Genomic DNA, 15,620 nt, shown 5'->3' on the forward strand with positions numbered 1-15,620 from the left:
AGAAGTGATGTCTCAAGTAAAAGGTTTGTGTGTTATGGATGTTGATGGAACCTTAATCCTAGAAGAAGTGATTGATTTGTTGGGTAGAGAGGCAGGTTGTGAGGAGGAAATTTCGCAGATTACAAGTCGGGCAATGAGAGGAGAGTTAGACTTTGACAGCAGTTTAAGAAAAAGAGTTTCCTTGTTGGAAGGTCTTCCTGTTTCTGTATTTGAGAAAGTTTTCAACTCCATTCATCTCTCGCCAAATGCCCAGAAATTTATCTCTATTCTCCAAAAGAATGGAATCCTAGTCGGTCTGGTGTCCGGTGGTTTTACACCAATAGTTGAGAGATTAGCAAAATTCCTTAGTATTTCCTATTTCTCTGCTAATCAACTTGAAGTCAAAGACGGTCTTCTAACAGGAACATTAGTTGGACAAATTATCAGTCCCCAGGTCAAAAAAGAGACTCTGGAAAAATGGAGAGAGAAACTAAAACTTCCTAAAGAAAGAACAGTTGCAATCGGTGATGGGGCCAATGATTTATTGATGTTGAAGTCATCAGGACTAGGAATTGCCTTTTGTGCCAAAGAAGTACTTAAAAAAGAAATACCGAATCATGTTGACAAGAGGGATTTTTTAGAAGTTCTTCCTTTGATTGACTGGTTAGAATGAGGGAAAATATGAAGATTGTAATTGCACCAGATTCATTTAAGGAAAGCTTGTCCGCTCAACAAGTAGCTGAAGCAATAAAAAGAGGCTTCCAACAATCGATAGCAGATGTAGAATGTCTCCTCTGTCCTGTTGGTGATGGTGGCGAAGGTACAGTAGATGCTATTCGGCATTCTATTGACCTTGAAGAAAAATGGATCAAAGTTACAGGACCTTTTGGACAAAAAGAAGCCATGCGCTATTTTCAAAAAGGGGGACTGGCACTATTTGAAGTGGCTGATTTAGTTGGCCTTGAAAAAATTCCGCTAGAGAAACGAAATCCACTGCAAATCCAAACTTGTGGAATAGGGGAATTGATTCGTTATCTCATTGCTCAAGGGATTAAAGATATCTATATCGGTGTTGGTGGCACAGCCAGTAATGACGGAGGAATTGGGATCGCTGCTGGTTTAGGTTATCGATTTTATGATAAGGATGGAAATGTCTTGCCGGCTTGCGGTCAATCCTTATTGAACTTAGCTTCTGTTTCAACAGAAAATCGCTATGAAATTCCAGAAGATGTTCAAATTCGTATTTTAGCAGATGTCGTAAGTCCCTTATGTGGTCATCAAGGTGCGACCTACACTTTTGGAAAGCAAAAAGGTTTACATCCTACTATGTTTGCAGTCGTAGATCAGGCAATCCAAGATTTTTATGAAAAAGCCTCACCTGTAACATTGGAAATTAAAGGAGCAGGAGCTGGTGGAGGCATTGCTGGCGGTTTGTGTGCCTTTGCTCAAGCAAGTATAGTATCTGGAATTGAGACTTGTTTAGATTTGATTGACTTTGATAAGAAAGTTTCACATGCTGACTTGGTAGTTGTAGGAGAAGGGAGGCTAGATCGTCAAAGCCTAGCAGGTAAAGCGCCTATTGGTGTTGCAAAAAGAACCCCTGTCGGAGTTCCTGTCATTGCTATTTGTGGTAGTCTTGCTGAAGATTTACCTTCCTTACCATTTGAGAATATCCAAGCGGCTTTTTCAATTTTGGAGAAAAGTGAACCTTTAGAAGATAGTTTGAAAAATGCCAGTCTCTATTTGGAGCACACGGCTGCCAATATAGGGCATTTATTAAATATGCGCAAGATCTAGCCAAACCATTTCTTCCAGATGGATGTTTTGGCTGGTTCTTCCTTTTTAACTTCCCAAAGTTTTGCAAAAGCAAGTCGAAGGTCCTTTTCTTCTACTTGTACTGGTGCATTGCTATGGATAATCAGGCCAAAAGGAGAAGAAGTATGCTCTTCAGATACAATAGTAGCTTGACTATCAGTTTCTTTAGCTTCTTTTAAGTAGAAAACTTGCTTGTCAAATTCGACATTTGGTGAAATCTTCACAAATAGTGGTTCTGCTTTTTCCTGAAGGTTTTCTAAAATAGATAAAAAGCCTTTTTCTAACTGAGGGCTATTTGCTGTGTCAATATCTGCATATCCAAGAACTCTTTCCTCAAAAGTGCCAAGATAGCGTCTTTGCTCATCCGGATTTAATTTTGAGCCACCATGAGCTTTTTCAAGTAATTGTTTTGATAAATCTGTCATGAAAACAGTATATCATAAAAGTTAGAATAAAACAGATAAAAGAAAGCGATTACTTTATAAAGTTAAGGAAAATTTGCACAAAGATAACGTTTTTTCTTGAAAAAGGAGGGGTTTTAAGGTATTATAGAGGTGTAAAAAATTTAACTCATAAGGAGAGTAAAAAATGTCAATTATTACTGATGTTTACGCTCGCGAAGTCCTAGACTCACGCGGTAACCCAACACTTGAAGTAGAAGTTTATACTGAATCAGGTGCTTTCGGACGTGGTATGGTTCCATCAGGAGCTTCTACTGGTGAACACGAAGCAGTTGAACTTCGCGACGGTGACAAATCTCGTTACGGTGGTCTTGGTACACAAAAAGCTGTTGACAACGTAAACAACATCATTGCTGAAGCTATCATCGGCTACGATGTACGTGACCAACAAGCTATCGACCGTGCTATGATCGCTCTTGACGGTACTCCTAACAAAGGTAAATTGGGTGCGAACGCAATCCTTGGTGTGTCTATCGCTGTAGCTCGTGCTGCTGCTGACTACCTTGAAATCCCACTTTACAGCTACCTTGGTGGATTCAACACTAAAGTTCTTCCAACTCCAATGATGAACATCATCAACGGTGGTTCTCACTCTGACGCTCCAATTGCTTTCCAAGAGTTCATGATCGTACCTGCTGGTGCGCCATCATTCAAAGAAGCTCTTCGTTGGGGTGCTGAAATCTTCCACGCTCTTAAGAAAATCCTTAAATCTCGTGGTCTTGAAACAGCCGTAGGTGACGAAGGTGGATTCGCTCCTCGTTTTGAAGGAACTGAAGATGGAGTTGAAACTATCCTTGCTGCTATCGAAGCTGCTGGATATGTTCCAGGTAAAGACGTATTTATCGGATTTGACTGTGCTTCATCAGAATTCTACGATAAAGAACGTAAAGTTTACGACTACACTAAATTTGAAGGTGAAGGAGCAGCTGTACGTACTGCTGCAGAACAAATCGACTACCTTGAAGAATTGGTAAACAAATACCCAATCATCACTATCGAAGATGGTATGGATGAAAACGACTGGGACGGTTGGAAAGCTCTTACTGAACGTCTTGGTGGCAAAGTTCAATTGGTTGGTGACGACTTCTTCGTAACAAATACTTCTTACCTTGAAAAAGGTATTGCAGAAGGTGCTGCTAACTCAATCCTTATCAAAGTTAACCAAATCGGTACTCTTACTGAAACATTCGACGCTATCGAAATGGCGAAAGAAGCTGGTTACACTGCCGTTGTATCACACCGTTCAGGTGAAACTGAAGATTCAACAATCGCTGACATCGCAGTTGCAACTAACGCAGGACAAATCAAGACTGGTTCACTTTCACGTACAGACCGTATCGCTAAATACAACCAATTGCTTCGCATCGAAGACCAACTTGGTGAAGTAGCAGAATACCGTGGATTGAAATCATTCTACAACCTTAAAAAATAAAATAGTTCAGTGAACTATTTTATCCCGAACCTTGAAATTCAAAAGTTCGACCGTTGATTTAACAACGTTTTTAGCCCCTCGGATTTTATCCGAAGGGCTATTTTTGTATTTAGGGGGCAAAACATTTCAAGACAGCTCATTTACTAATAAATACGATTCAGCTAATATAATTGAAAATGATGGAAAAAAGGGTGAATTTATGATATACTTTAACGTAGGACCTTTTTAGAAATTTTGAAAGAGTATAAAAAATTTAAAATGAGAAAAATTGTTATCAATGGTGGCTTGCCTCTGCAAGGTGAGATTACCATTAGTGGCGCAAAAAATAGTGTAGTAGCTTTGATTCCAGCTATTATTTTGGCAGATGATGTGGTGACTTTGGATTGTGTTCCAGATATTTCCGATGTTGCTAGTCTTGTCGAAATTATGGAGTTAATGGGGGCTACTGTTAAGCGTTATGACGATGTGTTAGAGATTGATCCAAGAGGTGTTCAAAATATTCCAATGCCTTATGGAAAAATCAATAGTCTTCGTGCATCTTATTATTTTTATGGAAGTCTTTTAGGTCGCTTTGGTGAAGCCACTGTTGGCTTACCTGGTGGATGTGATTTGGGACCTCGCCCTATTGATCTACATCTTAAGGCTTTTGAAGCTATGGGAGCTACTGTTAGCTACGAGGGTGATAACATGAAGTTATCTGCTAAAGATACAGGACTTCACGGCGCAAGTATTTACATGGATACGGTTAGTGTCGGTGCGACGATTAATACGATGATTGCTGCGGTTAAAGCAAATGGTCGTACTATTATTGAAAATGCAGCCCGAGAACCTGAGATTATTGATGTTGCCACTCTCTTAAATAATATGGGTGCTCATATCCGTGGTGCTGGAACCAATATTATCATTATTGATGGTGTTGACAGATTACACGGAACCCGTCATCAGGTGATTCCAGACCGTATTGAAGCAGGAACATATATTTCTTTAGCTGCTGCAGTCGGTAAGGGAATTCGTATTAATAATGTTCTTTATGAACACTTAGAAGGATTCATCGCTAAGTTGGAAGAAATGGGAGTGAGAATGACTGTATCGGAGGACAGTATTTTTGTCGAAGAACAGTCTAATTTGAAAGCAATCAATATTAAGACAGCTCCTTACCCAGGCTTTGCTACTGACTTGCAACAACCAATTACTCCTCTCTTGTTAACAGCAGAGGGTCGTGGTACCATTATTGATACCATTTATGAAAAACGAGTAAACCATGTTTTTGAACTAGCAAAGATGGACGCAGATATTACGACTACAAACGACCATATTTTATATACTGGTGGCCGTAGTTTACGTGGTGCAAATGTAAAAGCTACTGACCTTAGAGCTGGGGCCGCACTTGTCATTGCTGGTTTAATGGCTGAAGGCAAAACTGAAATTACAAATATTGAGTTCATCTTACGTGGTTATTCAGATATTATTGAAAAATTACGTAATCTAGGAGCGGATATTACACTTGTTGAAGAATAAACCGTAGAGGTGTTTATGAATATTTGGACCAAATTAGCAATGTTTTCTTTTTTTGAAACGGATCGCTTGTATTTGCGTCCTTTCTTTTTTAATGATAATCTGGACTTCCATGAGATAGCTTCAAATCCAGAAAATCTCCAATTTATTTTCCCGACTCAAGCAAGTTTGGAAGAAAGTCAATATGCAATGGCCAATTATTTTATGAAATCTCCATTAGGAGTATGGGCTATTTGTGACAAGAAAACTGAAAAAATGATTGGTTCAATTAAGTTTGAAAAGCTAGATGAAATTAAAAAAGAAGCAGAACTTGGTTATTTTTTAAGAAGAGATTCATGGTCTCAAGGTTTTATGACAGAAGTTGTTAAAAAACTTTGTCAGCTTTCTTTTGAGGAATTTGGTTTAAAACAATTATCTATTATAACCCATCTCGAAAATGAAGCCAGTCAACGAGTTGCTCTTAAGGCTGGATTTCGCTTGATTCGTCAGTTTAAAGGAAGTGATCGCTATACGAGGAAAATGCGTGATTATCTTGAGTTTCGCTTTGTAAAGGGAGAAATTAATGAGTAAACACCAAGAAATTCTAAGTTATTTGGAAGAATTACCGGTTGGTAAAAGGGTCAGTGTTCGAAGCATTTCCAACCATCTAGGAGTAAGTGATGGAACGGCCTATCGCGCTATCAAGGAAGCGGAAAATCGTGGAATAGTAGAGACTCGACCAAGAAGTGGTACTATTCGTGTTAAATCTCAGAAAGTTGCTATCGAAAGATTAACATTTGCTGAAATTGCAGAAGTGACTTCTTCTGAGGTTTTGGCTGGGCAAGAAGGTTTAGAGAGAGAATTTAGTAAATTTTCAATCGGTGCCATGACTGAACAAAATATCTTGTCCTACCTTCACGATGGTGGGCTCCTGATTGTCGGAGATCGTACGCGTATCCAATTACTAGCGCTGGAAAATGAAAATGCAGTTCTGGTTACAGGTGGATTTCAGGTTCATGATGATGTGCTTAAACTGGCCAATCAAAAAGGAATTCCAGTTCTGAGAAGTAAGAATGACACTTTTACCATTGCGACCATGATAAATAAAGCCCTGTCAAATGTACAAATCAAGACTGATATTCTGACAGTTGAGAAACTTTATCGCCCAAGTCATGAGTATGGTTTTTTGAGAGAGACTGACACTGTTAAAGATTATTTGGACTTGGTACGTAAGAATCGTAGCAGTCGTTTCCCTGTTATTAATCAACATCAGGTCGTTGTTGGGGTTGTTACTATGAGAGATGCGGGTGATAAGTCACCAAGTACCACAATTGATAAGGTCATGTCTCGTAGTCTATTTTTGGTTGGATTATCGACAAATATTGCCAATGTGAGTCAACGGATGATTGCAGAAGACTTTGAAATGGTACCGGTTGTTCGGAATAATCAAACCTTGCTTGGAGTTGTGACACGACGAGATGTCATGGAGAAGATGAGTCGTTCCCAAGTTTCGGCTCTACCAACTTTTTCTGAGCAGATTGGTCAAAAACTTTCTTACCACCATGATGAAGTAGTCATTACAGTGGAACCCTTTATGCTTGAGAAAAACGGAGTTTTGGCTAATGGTGTATTGGCAGAAATTCTGACCCACATGACCCAAGATTTAGTTGTTAATAGTGGTCGTAATCTTATTATTGAGCAGATGCTAATCTACTTTTTGCAGGCTGTTCAGATTGATGATATACTGCGCATTCAAGCACGCATTATCCATCATACTAGACGATCAGCTATTATTGACTACGATATTTATCATGGTCATCAGATTGTTTCAAAAGCTAATATAACCGTTAAAATTAATTAGAAACTAGGAGAAAAAATGATAACATTAAAATCAGCTCGTGAAATCGAAGCTATGGATAAGGCCGGTGATTTTTTAGCAAGTATCCATATTGGCTTGCGTGATTTGATTAAGCCTGGCGTAGATATGTGGGAAGTTGAAGAATACGTTCGCCGTCGTTGTAAGGAAGAAAATTTCCTTCCGCTTCAGATTGGAGTTGACGGTGCCATGATGGACTATCCTTATGCTACCTGTTGCTCTCTTAATGATGAAGTGGCTCATGCTTTCCCTCGTCACTATATCTTGAAAGATGGTGATTTGCTCAAAGTTGATATGGTTTTGGGAGGTCCAATTGCTAAATCTGACCTGAATGTCTCAAAATTAAACTTCAACAATGTTGAGCAAATGAAAAAATACACTCAGAGCTATTCTGGTGGCCTAGCAGACTCTTGTTGGGCTTATGCTGTTGGTACACCGTCCGAAGAAGTGAAAAACTTGATGGATGTAACCAAAGAAGCTATGTACAAGGGTATTGAGCAAGCCGTCATTGGGAATCGTATCGGTGATATTGGTGCAGCCATTCAAGAATACGCTGAAAGTCGTGGTTACGGTGTAGTGCGTGATTTGGTTGGTCATGGTGTTGGCCCAACTATGCATGAAGAACCAATGGTTCCTAACTATGGTGTTGCTGGTCGTGGACTCCGTCTTCGTGAAGGAATGGTCTTGACTATTGAACCAATGATCAATACAGGTGACTGGGAAATTGATACAGATATGAAGACCGGTTGGGCGCATAAGACCATTGACGGTGGCCTATCTTGTCAATATGAACACCAATTCGTGATTACAAAAGATGGTCCTGTTATCTTGACTAGCCAAGGTGAAGAAGGAACTTATTAATAAAAAGTGAAAAGGCTGCTGGAAGTTGATTTTATAAAGAATTTACTAGAACTTTTCATAATAAAGCGCATTGTATCAAGTTTTAAGGGCTGATGTGATGCGTTTTTCTGATTTCAAGATCCTTACGTCAATCTCTTGTACGTTATGTTGATTTTAAAAACAAAATTCTTCTAAAATGCTACACTTCAGCTTAAAAAAACGACATTTCAGATTTTCTGGTTTAGAAATAGCTATCACTATGATATAATTATTTTATGATTATTACTATTCCTATAAAAAATCAAAAAGATATTGGCACACCATCCGATTCGGTCGTTGTTCTCGGCTATTTTGATGGTATACATAAGGGACATCAAGAACTATTTCGTGTTGCCAATAAGGCTGCGAGAAAGGATTTATTGCCTATCGTAGTTATGACCTTTAATGAATCTCCAAAGATTGCTTTAGAGCCTTATCATCCGGATTTGTTTTTGCATATTTTGAACCCTGCTGAACGTGAGAGAAAATTAAAGCGTGAAGGTGTAGAAGAATTGTATCTCCTTGATTTTAGTAGCAAATTTGCTAGTCTCACAGCAGAAGAATTTTTTGCGACTTATATCAAGGCTATGAATGCCAAAATTATTGTTGCAGGTTTTGATTATACATTTGGTTCTGACAAAAAAACGGCAGAAGATTTAAAGAATTACTTTGATGGAGAGGTTATCATTGTCCCACCTGTAGAAGATGAGAAAGGAAAGATTAGTTCAACTCGTATCCGTCAAGCTATTTTAGATGGCAATGTGAAAGAAGCAGGAGAACTTTTGGGGGCACCGCTTCCATCCAGAGGTATGGTGGTTCATGGTAACGCTCGTGGTCGTACGATTGGTTATCCAACAGCTAATTTGGTACTTTTAGACCGTACTTATATGCCAGCAGATGGTGTTTATGTTGTTGATGTTGAAATTCAAAGACAGAAGTATCGCGCTATGGCTAGTGTTGGAAAAAATGTGACCTTTGATGGAGAAGAAGCACGTTTTGAAGTCAATATTTTTGATTTTAATCAAGATATTTATGGGGAAACCGTCATGGTTTATTGGCTTGATCGTATTCGAGATATGACCAAATTTGACTCAGTTGACCAATTAGTGGATCAGTTAAAGGCTGATGAAGAAGTAGCTCGAAATTGGTCTTAAGAGTTTGGGTAATTAAAAAAGAGGTTGTCTGTAACCCAAAAGATAGATGATGTAGTCTAACTTTTGAGGTCACTACAAGACCTCTTTTTATTCTTTTTCAAAGGTAAATCCTTCTCCAAGGATTTCGTGAGCTTCTGTAATAGTTATAAAGGCTTGAGGATCAATTCGATGAATCATTTCCTTCATTTTCACAATTTCATTTCTTCCGACAATACAGTAAATGATTTTTAAATCTTCTTGACTATAATAACCTTGACCTGAGATGAAAGTAACGCCTCTACCTAGGTCATCATTAATCGCCTTAGCAAGTTGGTCAGGACGTTTGGTAATAATCATAAATCCTTTACCTGCGTAGCCACCTTCGCCAATCAAATCAATGACACGCGAAACGATAAAATCAAATAAGAGCGTGTAGGAAACCAATCTCAAGTCCTTGAAGATTAGGAGAATGAGCATGAGAATACAAAAATCTAAGATAAAGAGCAGTTTTCCCATTGATATATGAGTGTACTTGTTGAGAATACGAGCTACAATATCAGTACCACCAGTTGTACCTCCAGCATTAAAGATAATTCCAAGACCAATTCCCAATAGAATCCCAGCTATAAGGGCAGTGATTAGTAAATCACCTTGAAGATCAATATGAAGGGGAATACGTTCAAAAAAGGCCAACCAGGCGGACAAGGCTAAGGTTCCTAGTAAACTAGAATAGAGGGACTTTGCTCCAAATATTTTCCAAGCTAGGATGAAAAGGGGAATGTTAATCAGCAAATTCATAAGAGAAACAGGGATTTTAAAAAGATAAAAGGTGATGAGGGTAATACCTGTCGCCCCTCCTTCAAAGAGATGATGGGGAACTACAAAATAAGTCAGCCCAAAAGCATAAATAGCAGCACCTAGCAAAATGGTTAAAATGGGATAAATTTTTTTAATCATAGGGACCTCTTTTCTTATAAGTAGATTATATCAAATTTTTAAGGAAAATTTGATTGACTCCATTAGGATTTTTAATCTTTTTTTGATATAATTAAAAGTGAAAAACCAATCTGAATCCTAAAATAGAAAGATTGATACTATGACTAAAATTAAGATTGTAACCGATTCATCTGTTACTATTGAACCAGAACTAGTAAAACAATTAGATATCACTGTTGTTCCGTTATCTGTAATGATTGATAATGTTGTTTATTCTGATGCGGATTTGAAAGAAGAAGGTAAATTTCTTCAGTTGATGCAAGAAAGTAAAAATCTTCCGAAAACAAGTCAGCCACCTGTAGGTGTCTTTGCTGAAGTTTTTGAAGACCTATGCAAAGATGGTAGCCAGATTCTTGCTATTCATATGTCTCACGCCCTTTCTGGCACTGTAGAAGCGGCACGTCAAGGTGCTAGCTTATCTACTGCCGATGTAACAGTTATTGATAGTTCCTTCACTGACCAAGCCTTGAAATTCCAAGTTGTTGAGGCTGCAAAATTAGCGCAAGAAGGCAAAGAGTTGGAGGAAATCTTATCTCATGTAGAAGAGGTTAAAAACCACACAGAACTCTATATTGGCGTTTCGACTTTGGAAAACCTTGTTAAAGGTGGACGAATTGGGCGTGTAACTGGATTGTTGAGCTCACTTCTCAATATACGTGTTGTCATGCAGATGAAGGACCATGAATTGCAGCCAATAGTTAAAGGTCGTGGAGCTAAAACTTTTAAAAAATGGTTGGATGAACTGATAACATCGCTCTCTGAACGTTCTGTAGCAGAGATTGGAATTTCATATTCTGGTAGTGCTGATTGGGCAAAAGAGATGAAAGAAAGCTTACAAGCTTATGTTGAAAAGCCTATTTCAGTTTTGGAAACGGGCTCTATTATTCAAACTCACACGGGTGAGAATGCTTGGGCTGTTTTAGTACGTTACAACTCCTAAAAAAATAAATAAAATGGGAAGAAATAGCGTTTTTAACTTGACCTAAAAGGGATTTTAGGATATGATTATATTTGTTAATTAGAAATAAAATTGGAGGAATCATTAACATGGCAAACAAACAAGATTTGATCGCTAAAGTAGCAGAAGCTACAGAATTGACTAAGAAAGACTCAGCAGCAGCAGTTGAAGCTGTATTCGCAGCAGTAACTGAGTACCTTGCAGCTGGTGAAAAAGTTCAATTGATTGGTTTTGGTAACTTTGAAGTTCGTGAGCGTGCTGCACGTAAAGGTCGCAACCCACAAACTGGTAAAGAAATCAAAATTGCAGCTTCTAAAGTTCCAGCATTCAAAGCTGGTAAAGCTCTTAAAGACGCTGTTAAATAATCAACCTTCCAAAAGCCTATTGTATCAAGCTTTCTAGCTTGGGCAGTAGGCTTTTTTTGTGTATAGGAGGCAAAAAAGGGCCAGAATCTGAATGAACTAGTACCGGAAAATATTTCAAGTACAGACTAATTCAAATTGCGTAGCAGAAATCATACAAATGAAATTGATTATAGTAAAATAGAATTAGAATTATTAAGAAAGTTGGTTTTTTATTGGAAACGATAGTATTTTCAATCTCCGTTTTTTTAGCAGGGATCTTGTCCTTCTTTTCCCCTTGCATTTTTCCTCTGTTACCTGTTTATACTGGAATTTTGCTGGATGATCAGGAAAGTGCAAAAAGTTTTTCTTTGTTTGGTAGAAAAGTTGCGTGGTCCGGCTTGATTCGAACGCTTTGCTTTATCGTAGGCATTTCACTCATTTTCTTTATTCTAGGATTTGGTGCTGGTTACTTTGGGAATATTCTCTATGCCAATTGGTTTCGCTATACCATGGGAACAATTATTATCATTTTAGGTCTTCATCAGATGGAAATTTTTCATTTTAAGAAATTAGAGGTTCAAAAAAGCTTTACTTTTAAGAAATCAGAAGCCAATCGTTATTGGTCGGCCTTTTTACTCGGTATTACCTTTAGCTTTGGTTGGACGCCTTGTATTGGTCCTGTTTTGAGTTCTGTTTTAGCGCTTGCGGCTTCTGGAGGAAATGGCGCTTGGCAAGGTGCAATCTATACCTTGATTTACACTCTGGGGATGGCAATTCCTTTCTTGCTTTTGGCTCTAGCTTCAGGTGTAGTAATGCCTTATTTTAGTAAAATTAAACGTCATATGATGCTACTGAAGAAAATTGGTGGTTTCCTCATTATTTTAATGGGAATTTTGTTACTATTAGGACAAGTAAATGTTCTAGCTGGAATTTTTGAATAAAGGAGAAAAAGATGAAAAAAGTAATGTTTGCTGCCTTAAGCCTCTTGTCATTAGTCGTATTGATAGCCTGTGGTGAGGAAGAGACTAAAAAGACTCAAGCTCCACAACAATCCCCAAAACAACAGCAACAAACGACTGTACAACAAATTGCTGTTGGAAAAGATGCGCCAGACTTCATCTTACAATCTATGGATGGTAAAGAAGTTAAGTTATCTGATTATAAGGGGAAAAAAGTCTACTTGAAGTTTTGGGCTTCATGGTGTGGTCCATGTAAGAAAAGTATGCCTGAGTTGATGGAATTAGCGGCGAAACCAGATCGTGATTTTGAAATTCTTAGTGTCATTGCACCAGGAATTCAAGGTGAAAAAACTGTCGAGCAATTCCCACAATGGTTCCAAGATCAAGGTTATAAGGATATCCCAGTTCTTTATGACACAAAAGCAACCACATTCCAAGCTTATCAAATTCGAAGCATTCCTACAGAATACCTGATTGACAGTCAAGGAAAGATTGGGAAGATTCAATTTGGTGTTATCAGCAATGCGGATGCAGAAGCAGCCTTTAAAGAAATGAACTAGAATAGATAAAAATCTGATTACAAGAGAGTAGTCAGATTTTTTTAGGAAAACATTTTATAAATATTCACAAATATCCTATATTTATGGTAAAATAGAATCATCATTTTATTTTGGAGTCAAAGATGAATATATTTAGAACAAAGAATGTTAGTTTGGATAAAACAGAGATGCACAGGCATTTGAAGTTATGGGATTTGATTTTGCTGGGTATCGGAGCCATGGTAGGGACAGGCGTCTTTACAATTACTGGTACTGCAGCTGCAACACTTGCTGGTCCAGCCCTAGTGATTTCAATTGTCATTTCTGCCTTATGTGTGGGATTATCAGCTCTCTTTTTTGCAGAATTTGCTTCACGAGTACCTGCTACAGGTGGTGCCTACAGTTATCTCTATGCTATTTTAGGAGAATTCCCAGCCTGGTTGGCAGGTTGGTTAACCATGATGGAGTTCATGACAGCCATATCGGGTGTGGCTTCTGGTTGGGCAGCGTATTTTAAAGGGCTTCTCTCTCAATACGGGATAGCCCTTCCTCAGGCTTTAAATGGTACCTTTAATCCTCAAGCAGGGACGTTTGTTGATTTATTACCTATTCTTGTCTTGGTCTTGGTGACCTCGCTTGTTCTACTTAATGCGAAAGCCGCCTTACGCTTTAATTCAATTCTAGTTATTTTGAAATTTTCTGCTTTAGCTCTCTTTGTTTTAGTAGGAATCTGGCATATCAAGCTTGATAACTGGAGTAATTTTGCTCCCTATGGTTTTGGACAAATCTATGGTGCCAGTACTGGTATTATGGCTGGTGCGTCCTTGATGTTCTTTGGTTTTTTGGGGTTTGAATCCATCTCTATGGCTGTAGATGAGGTCAAGACTCCTCAAAAAAATATTCCTAGAGGGATTGTCTTATCGCTTTCTATCGTAACCATTCTTTATGCCTTGGTGACGCTTGTTTTGACTGGTGTGGTTCACTATAGTCATCTAAATGTCGACGATGCCGTTGCCTTTGCCCTTCGTAGCGTTGGGATTAGTTGGGCAGCTAGTTATGTGTCATTAGTGGCTATCTTAACCTTGATTACGGTTTGTATCTCAATGACTTATGCCCTATCTCGTATGATTTACAGTTTAGCGCGTGACGGATTGATGCCTGCTGCCTTTAAAGAACTGACCAAAACAAGCAAGGTACCAAAAAATGCTACTATCTTGACAGGTCTAGCTTCAGCAGTAGCAGCAGGAATGTTCCCTCTTGCTAGTATCGCAGCCTTCTTAAATATTTGTACCTTGGCCTACTTGATCATGCTGGCTTATGGTCTGATTCGATTACGGAAAGAAAAAGGAATGCCCAAAGCAGGAGAATTTAAAACACCACTGGTACCCTTATTACCGATTTTATCAATCATCATTTGTTTATCATTTATGTTGCAGTATAATATGGAAACCTGGATTGCTTTCCTAGTTGCATTGTTAGTAGGAAGTATTATTTACTTTACTTATGGTTATAAGCATTCTACCATAGAAGAATAATACTCTTCGAAAATCTCTTCAAACCACGTCAGCTTCGCCTTGCCGTATGCATGGTTACTGACTTCGTCAGTTTCATCTACAACCTCAAAACAGTGTTTTGAGCAGCCTGCGGCTAGCTTCCTAATTTGCTCTTTGATTTTCATTGAGTATATAAAGTGAGAATCTGTTGAGTTATTGAAACTCAGCAGATTTTTATATGTGAAAGAAATTTCAAATTTTTTCTAAAAATAGCTTGACAGATTAAATTTTTAGGAGTAAACTGTTTACCAGTTAATTAAATAGTTAAGGGGTTATCTATGAAGAAAAAAAGTTTATTTTTAGTATTGTTAAGTATCTTTCTTTTGTGTTTAGGTGCTTGTGGTCAAAAGGAAAGCCAGTCAGGTAAAGGGATGAAAATTGTAACTAGTTTTTATCCTATCTATGCTATGGTCAAGGAAGTATCTGGTGATTTGAATGATGTTCGAATGATTCAGTCAAGTAGTGGAATTCACTCCTTTGAACCTTCGGCAAATGACATCGCGGCCATCTATGATGCAGATGTCTTTGTTTACCATTCGCATACGCTTGAATCTTGGGCAGGAAGTCTGGATCCCAATCTAAAAAAATCTAAAGTGAAGGTTTTAGAGGCTTCAGAGGGAATGACTTTAGACCGCGTCCCAGGGCTAGAAGATGTGGAAGCAGGGGATGGAGTTGATGAAAAAACGCTCTATGATCCTCATACTTGGCTAGATCCTGAAAAAGCTGGAGAAGAAGCCCAAATTATTGCTGATAAACTTTCAGAGGTTGATAGTGAGCATAAAGAGACTTATCAGAAAAATGCGCAAGCCTTTATCAAAAAAGCTCAAGAATTGACTAAGAAATTCCAGCCTAGATTTGAAAAAGCGAGTCAGAAAACCTTTGTAACACAACATACAGCCTTTTCTTATCTAGCGAAGCGATTTGGACTCAATCAACTTGGAATCGCTGGTATCTCTCCTGAACAGGAACCAAGTCCAAGACAACTAACAGAAATTCAGGAATTTGTTAAGACCTATAAGGTTAAGACGATTTTTACAGAAAGTAATGCTTCTTCAAAAGTAGCTGAAACTCTTGTCAAATCAACAGGTGTGGGGCTTAAAACTCTGAATCCTTTAGAGGCAGACCCACAAAATGACAAGACTTATCTCGAAAATCTTGAAGAAAATATGAGTGTTTTAGCAGAAGAATTGAAATGAGGAAAG

At 38.3% G+C, this 15,620-nt stretch carries 17 protein-coding genes; 14 read left to right on the top strand and 3 right to left on the bottom strand.

Going from position 1 to position 15,620, the window contains the following annotated elements; all coding sequences use genetic code 11:
• Nucleotides 1-7: 7 nt before the first annotated feature.
• On the top strand, nt 8-652 hold the full coding sequence (gene serB / locus QMQ21_RS00325) for a phosphoserine phosphatase SerB (protein WP_261813704.1): 645 nt from the start codon (nt 8-10) through the stop codon (nt 650-652).
• 8 nt (nt 653-660) lie between these two features.
• Nucleotides 661-1,776 carry a glycerate kinase gene (locus QMQ21_RS00330; protein ID WP_247927870.1) on the top strand — a complete coding sequence of 372 codons (1,116 nt, stop codon included), beginning with the start codon at nt 661-663 and terminating at the stop codon, nt 1,774-1,776.
• Here the strand turns inward: QMQ21_RS00330 and QMQ21_RS00335 are convergent.
• Nucleotides 1,773-2,219 (bottom strand): DUF1694 domain-containing protein, encoded by a 447-nt coding sequence (locus QMQ21_RS00335; protein WP_247927869.1) that lies wholly within the window; start codon nt 2,217-2,219, stop codon nt 1,773-1,775. The genes QMQ21_RS00330 and QMQ21_RS00335 overlap by 4 nt on opposite strands.
• A 163-nt stretch (nt 2,220-2,382) precedes the next feature.
• On the opposite strand from QMQ21_RS00335, the gene eno reads away from it, so the two are divergent.
• The 6 genes from eno (at nt 2,383) to QMQ21_RS00365 (ending at nt 9,090) form a co-directional block, all read left to right on the top strand.
• Nucleotides 2,383-3,687, top strand: a complete 1,305-nt coding sequence (gene eno, locus QMQ21_RS00340) for a surface-displayed alpha-enolase (protein WP_000022821.1) — start codon at nt 2,383-2,385, stop codon at nt 3,685-3,687.
• Nucleotides 3,688-3,945: 258 nt separating this feature from the next.
• The gene (gene murA / locus QMQ21_RS00345; protein WP_049491775.1) at nt 3,946-5,205 is read left to right on the top strand and encodes a UDP-N-acetylglucosamine 1-carboxyvinyltransferase; all 1,260 of its coding nucleotides are present in this window, start codon (nt 3,946-3,948) and stop codon (nt 5,203-5,205) included.
• Between the two features lie 15 nt (nt 5,206-5,220).
• On the top strand, nt 5,221-5,772 hold the full coding sequence (locus tag QMQ21_RS00350) for a GNAT family N-acetyltransferase (protein ID WP_261813860.1): 552 nt from the start codon (nt 5,221-5,223) through the stop codon (nt 5,770-5,772).
• Nucleotides 5,765-7,042 (top strand): CBS-HotDog domain-containing transcription factor SpxR, encoded by a 1,278-nt coding sequence (gene spxR / locus QMQ21_RS00355; protein WP_000033834.1) that lies wholly within the window; start codon nt 5,765-5,767, stop codon nt 7,040-7,042. Before QMQ21_RS00350 ends, spxR begins: the two co-directional genes overlap by 8 nt.
• A 15-nt stretch (nt 7,043-7,057) precedes the next feature.
• Complete coding sequence (locus QMQ21_RS00360; protein WP_000631541.1) at nt 7,058-7,918, top strand: methionyl aminopeptidase; 861 nt, start codon at nt 7,058-7,060, stop codon at nt 7,916-7,918.
• Nucleotides 7,919-8,172: 254 nt separating this feature from the next.
• Entirely contained in the window at nt 8,173-9,090 is a 918-nt protein-coding gene (locus QMQ21_RS00365) for a bifunctional riboflavin kinase/FAD synthetase (protein ID WP_000587433.1), read from the top strand.
• 87 nt (nt 9,091-9,177) lie between these two features.
• On the opposite strand, the gene QMQ21_RS00370 is transcribed toward QMQ21_RS00365, so the two are convergent.
• Nucleotides 9,178-10,026 (bottom strand): YitT family protein, encoded by an 849-nt coding sequence (locus QMQ21_RS00370; RefSeq protein WP_000592066.1) that lies wholly within the window; start codon nt 10,024-10,026, stop codon nt 9,178-9,180.
• A 139-nt stretch (nt 10,027-10,165) separates the two neighbouring features.
• Between QMQ21_RS00370 and QMQ21_RS00375 the strand changes: the two genes are divergently transcribed.
• From QMQ21_RS00375 to QMQ21_RS00395, 5 genes are all read left to right on the top strand, one after another.
• Nucleotides 10,166-11,005 (top strand): DegV family protein, encoded by an 840-nt coding sequence (locus QMQ21_RS00375; RefSeq protein WP_000161409.1) that lies wholly within the window; start codon nt 10,166-10,168, stop codon nt 11,003-11,005.
• A 107-nt stretch (nt 11,006-11,112) separates the two neighbouring features.
• Nucleotides 11,113-11,388: an HU family DNA-binding protein gene (locus tag QMQ21_RS00380; protein WP_001284640.1), complete on the top strand. Its 276-nt coding sequence runs from the start codon at nt 11,113-11,115 to the stop codon at nt 11,386-11,388.
• Between the two features lie 212 nt (nt 11,389-11,600).
• Nucleotides 11,601-12,308, top strand: coding sequence for a thiol-disulfide oxidoreductase-associated membrane protein CcdA2 (gene ccdA2, locus QMQ21_RS00385; RefSeq protein WP_004241755.1), 708 nt, complete (start codon nt 11,601-11,603; stop codon nt 12,306-12,308).
• An 11-nt stretch (nt 12,309-12,319) separates the two neighbouring features.
• Nucleotides 12,320-12,886, top strand: coding sequence for a thiol-disulfide oxidoreductase-associated lipoprotein SdbB (gene sdbB, locus QMQ21_RS00390; RefSeq protein WP_261813705.1), 567 nt, complete (start codon nt 12,320-12,322; stop codon nt 12,884-12,886).
• Between the two features lie 122 nt (nt 12,887-13,008).
• Nucleotides 13,009-14,400 carry an APC family permease gene (locus QMQ21_RS00395; RefSeq protein WP_001020317.1) on the top strand — a complete coding sequence of 464 codons (1,392 nt, stop codon included), beginning with the start codon at nt 13,009-13,011 and terminating at the stop codon, nt 14,398-14,400.
• Here QMQ21_RS00395 and QMQ21_RS00400 read toward each other — a convergent pair.
• Nucleotides 14,373-14,543 (bottom strand): hypothetical protein, encoded by a 171-nt coding sequence (locus QMQ21_RS00400; RefSeq protein ID WP_020902837.1) that lies wholly within the window; start codon nt 14,541-14,543, stop codon nt 14,373-14,375. The two genes, QMQ21_RS00395 and QMQ21_RS00400, sit on opposite strands and share 28 nt — an antisense overlap.
• A gap of 153 nt (nt 14,544-14,696) precedes the next feature.
• Here QMQ21_RS00400 and adcAII point away from each other — a divergent pair, with 153 nt between their 5' ends.
• Nucleotides 14,697-15,614: a zinc-binding lipoprotein AdcAII gene (gene adcAII / locus QMQ21_RS00405; protein ID WP_000730403.1), complete on the top strand. Its 918-nt coding sequence runs from the start codon at nt 14,697-14,699 to the stop codon at nt 15,612-15,614.
• Nucleotides 15,615-15,620 lie beyond the last annotated feature (6 nt).

It is taken from the genome of Streptococcus bouchesdurhonensis (assembly GCF_948472335.1).

Excerpts from the sequence above, each read along its gene's own strand:
- serB (WP_261813704.1), top strand. The coding sequence starts at position 8 with ATGTCTCAAGTAAAAGGTTTGTGTGTTATGGATGTTGATGGAACCTTA.
- QMQ21_RS00330 (WP_247927870.1), top strand. The coding sequence starts at position 661 with ATGAAGATTGTAATTGCACCAGATTCATTTAAGGAAAGCTTGTCCGCT.
- QMQ21_RS00335 (WP_247927869.1), bottom strand. The coding sequence starts at position 2,219 with ATGACAGATTTATCAAAACAATTACTTGAAAAAGCTCATGGTGGCTCA.
- eno (WP_000022821.1), top strand. The coding sequence starts at position 2,383 with ATGTCAATTATTACTGATGTTTACGCTCGCGAAGTCCTAGACTCACGC.
- murA (WP_049491775.1), top strand. The coding sequence starts at position 3,946 with ATGAGAAAAATTGTTATCAATGGTGGCTTGCCTCTGCAAGGTGAGATT.
- QMQ21_RS00350 (WP_261813860.1), top strand. The coding sequence starts at position 5,221 with ATGAATATTTGGACCAAATTAGCAATGTTTTCTTTTTTTGAAACGGAT.
- spxR (WP_000033834.1), top strand. The coding sequence starts at position 5,765 with ATGAGTAAACACCAAGAAATTCTAAGTTATTTGGAAGAATTACCGGTT.
- QMQ21_RS00360 (WP_000631541.1), top strand. The coding sequence starts at position 7,058 with ATGATAACATTAAAATCAGCTCGTGAAATCGAAGCTATGGATAAGGCC.
- QMQ21_RS00365 (WP_000587433.1), top strand. The coding sequence starts at position 8,173 with ATGATTATTACTATTCCTATAAAAAATCAAAAAGATATTGGCACACCA.
- QMQ21_RS00370 (WP_000592066.1), bottom strand. The coding sequence starts at position 10,026 with ATGATTAAAAAAATTTATCCCATTTTAACCATTTTGCTAGGTGCTGCT.
- QMQ21_RS00375 (WP_000161409.1), top strand. The coding sequence starts at position 10,166 with ATGACTAAAATTAAGATTGTAACCGATTCATCTGTTACTATTGAACCA.
- QMQ21_RS00380 (WP_001284640.1), top strand. The coding sequence starts at position 11,113 with ATGGCAAACAAACAAGATTTGATCGCTAAAGTAGCAGAAGCTACAGAA.
- sdbB (WP_261813705.1), top strand. The coding sequence starts at position 12,320 with ATGAAAAAAGTAATGTTTGCTGCCTTAAGCCTCTTGTCATTAGTCGTA.
- QMQ21_RS00395 (WP_001020317.1), top strand. The coding sequence starts at position 13,009 with ATGAATATATTTAGAACAAAGAATGTTAGTTTGGATAAAACAGAGATG.
- QMQ21_RS00400 (WP_020902837.1), bottom strand. The coding sequence starts at position 14,543 with ATGAAAATCAAAGAGCAAATTAGGAAGCTAGCCGCAGGCTGCTCAAAA.
- adcAII (WP_000730403.1), top strand. The coding sequence starts at position 14,697 with ATGAAGAAAAAAAGTTTATTTTTAGTATTGTTAAGTATCTTTCTTTTG.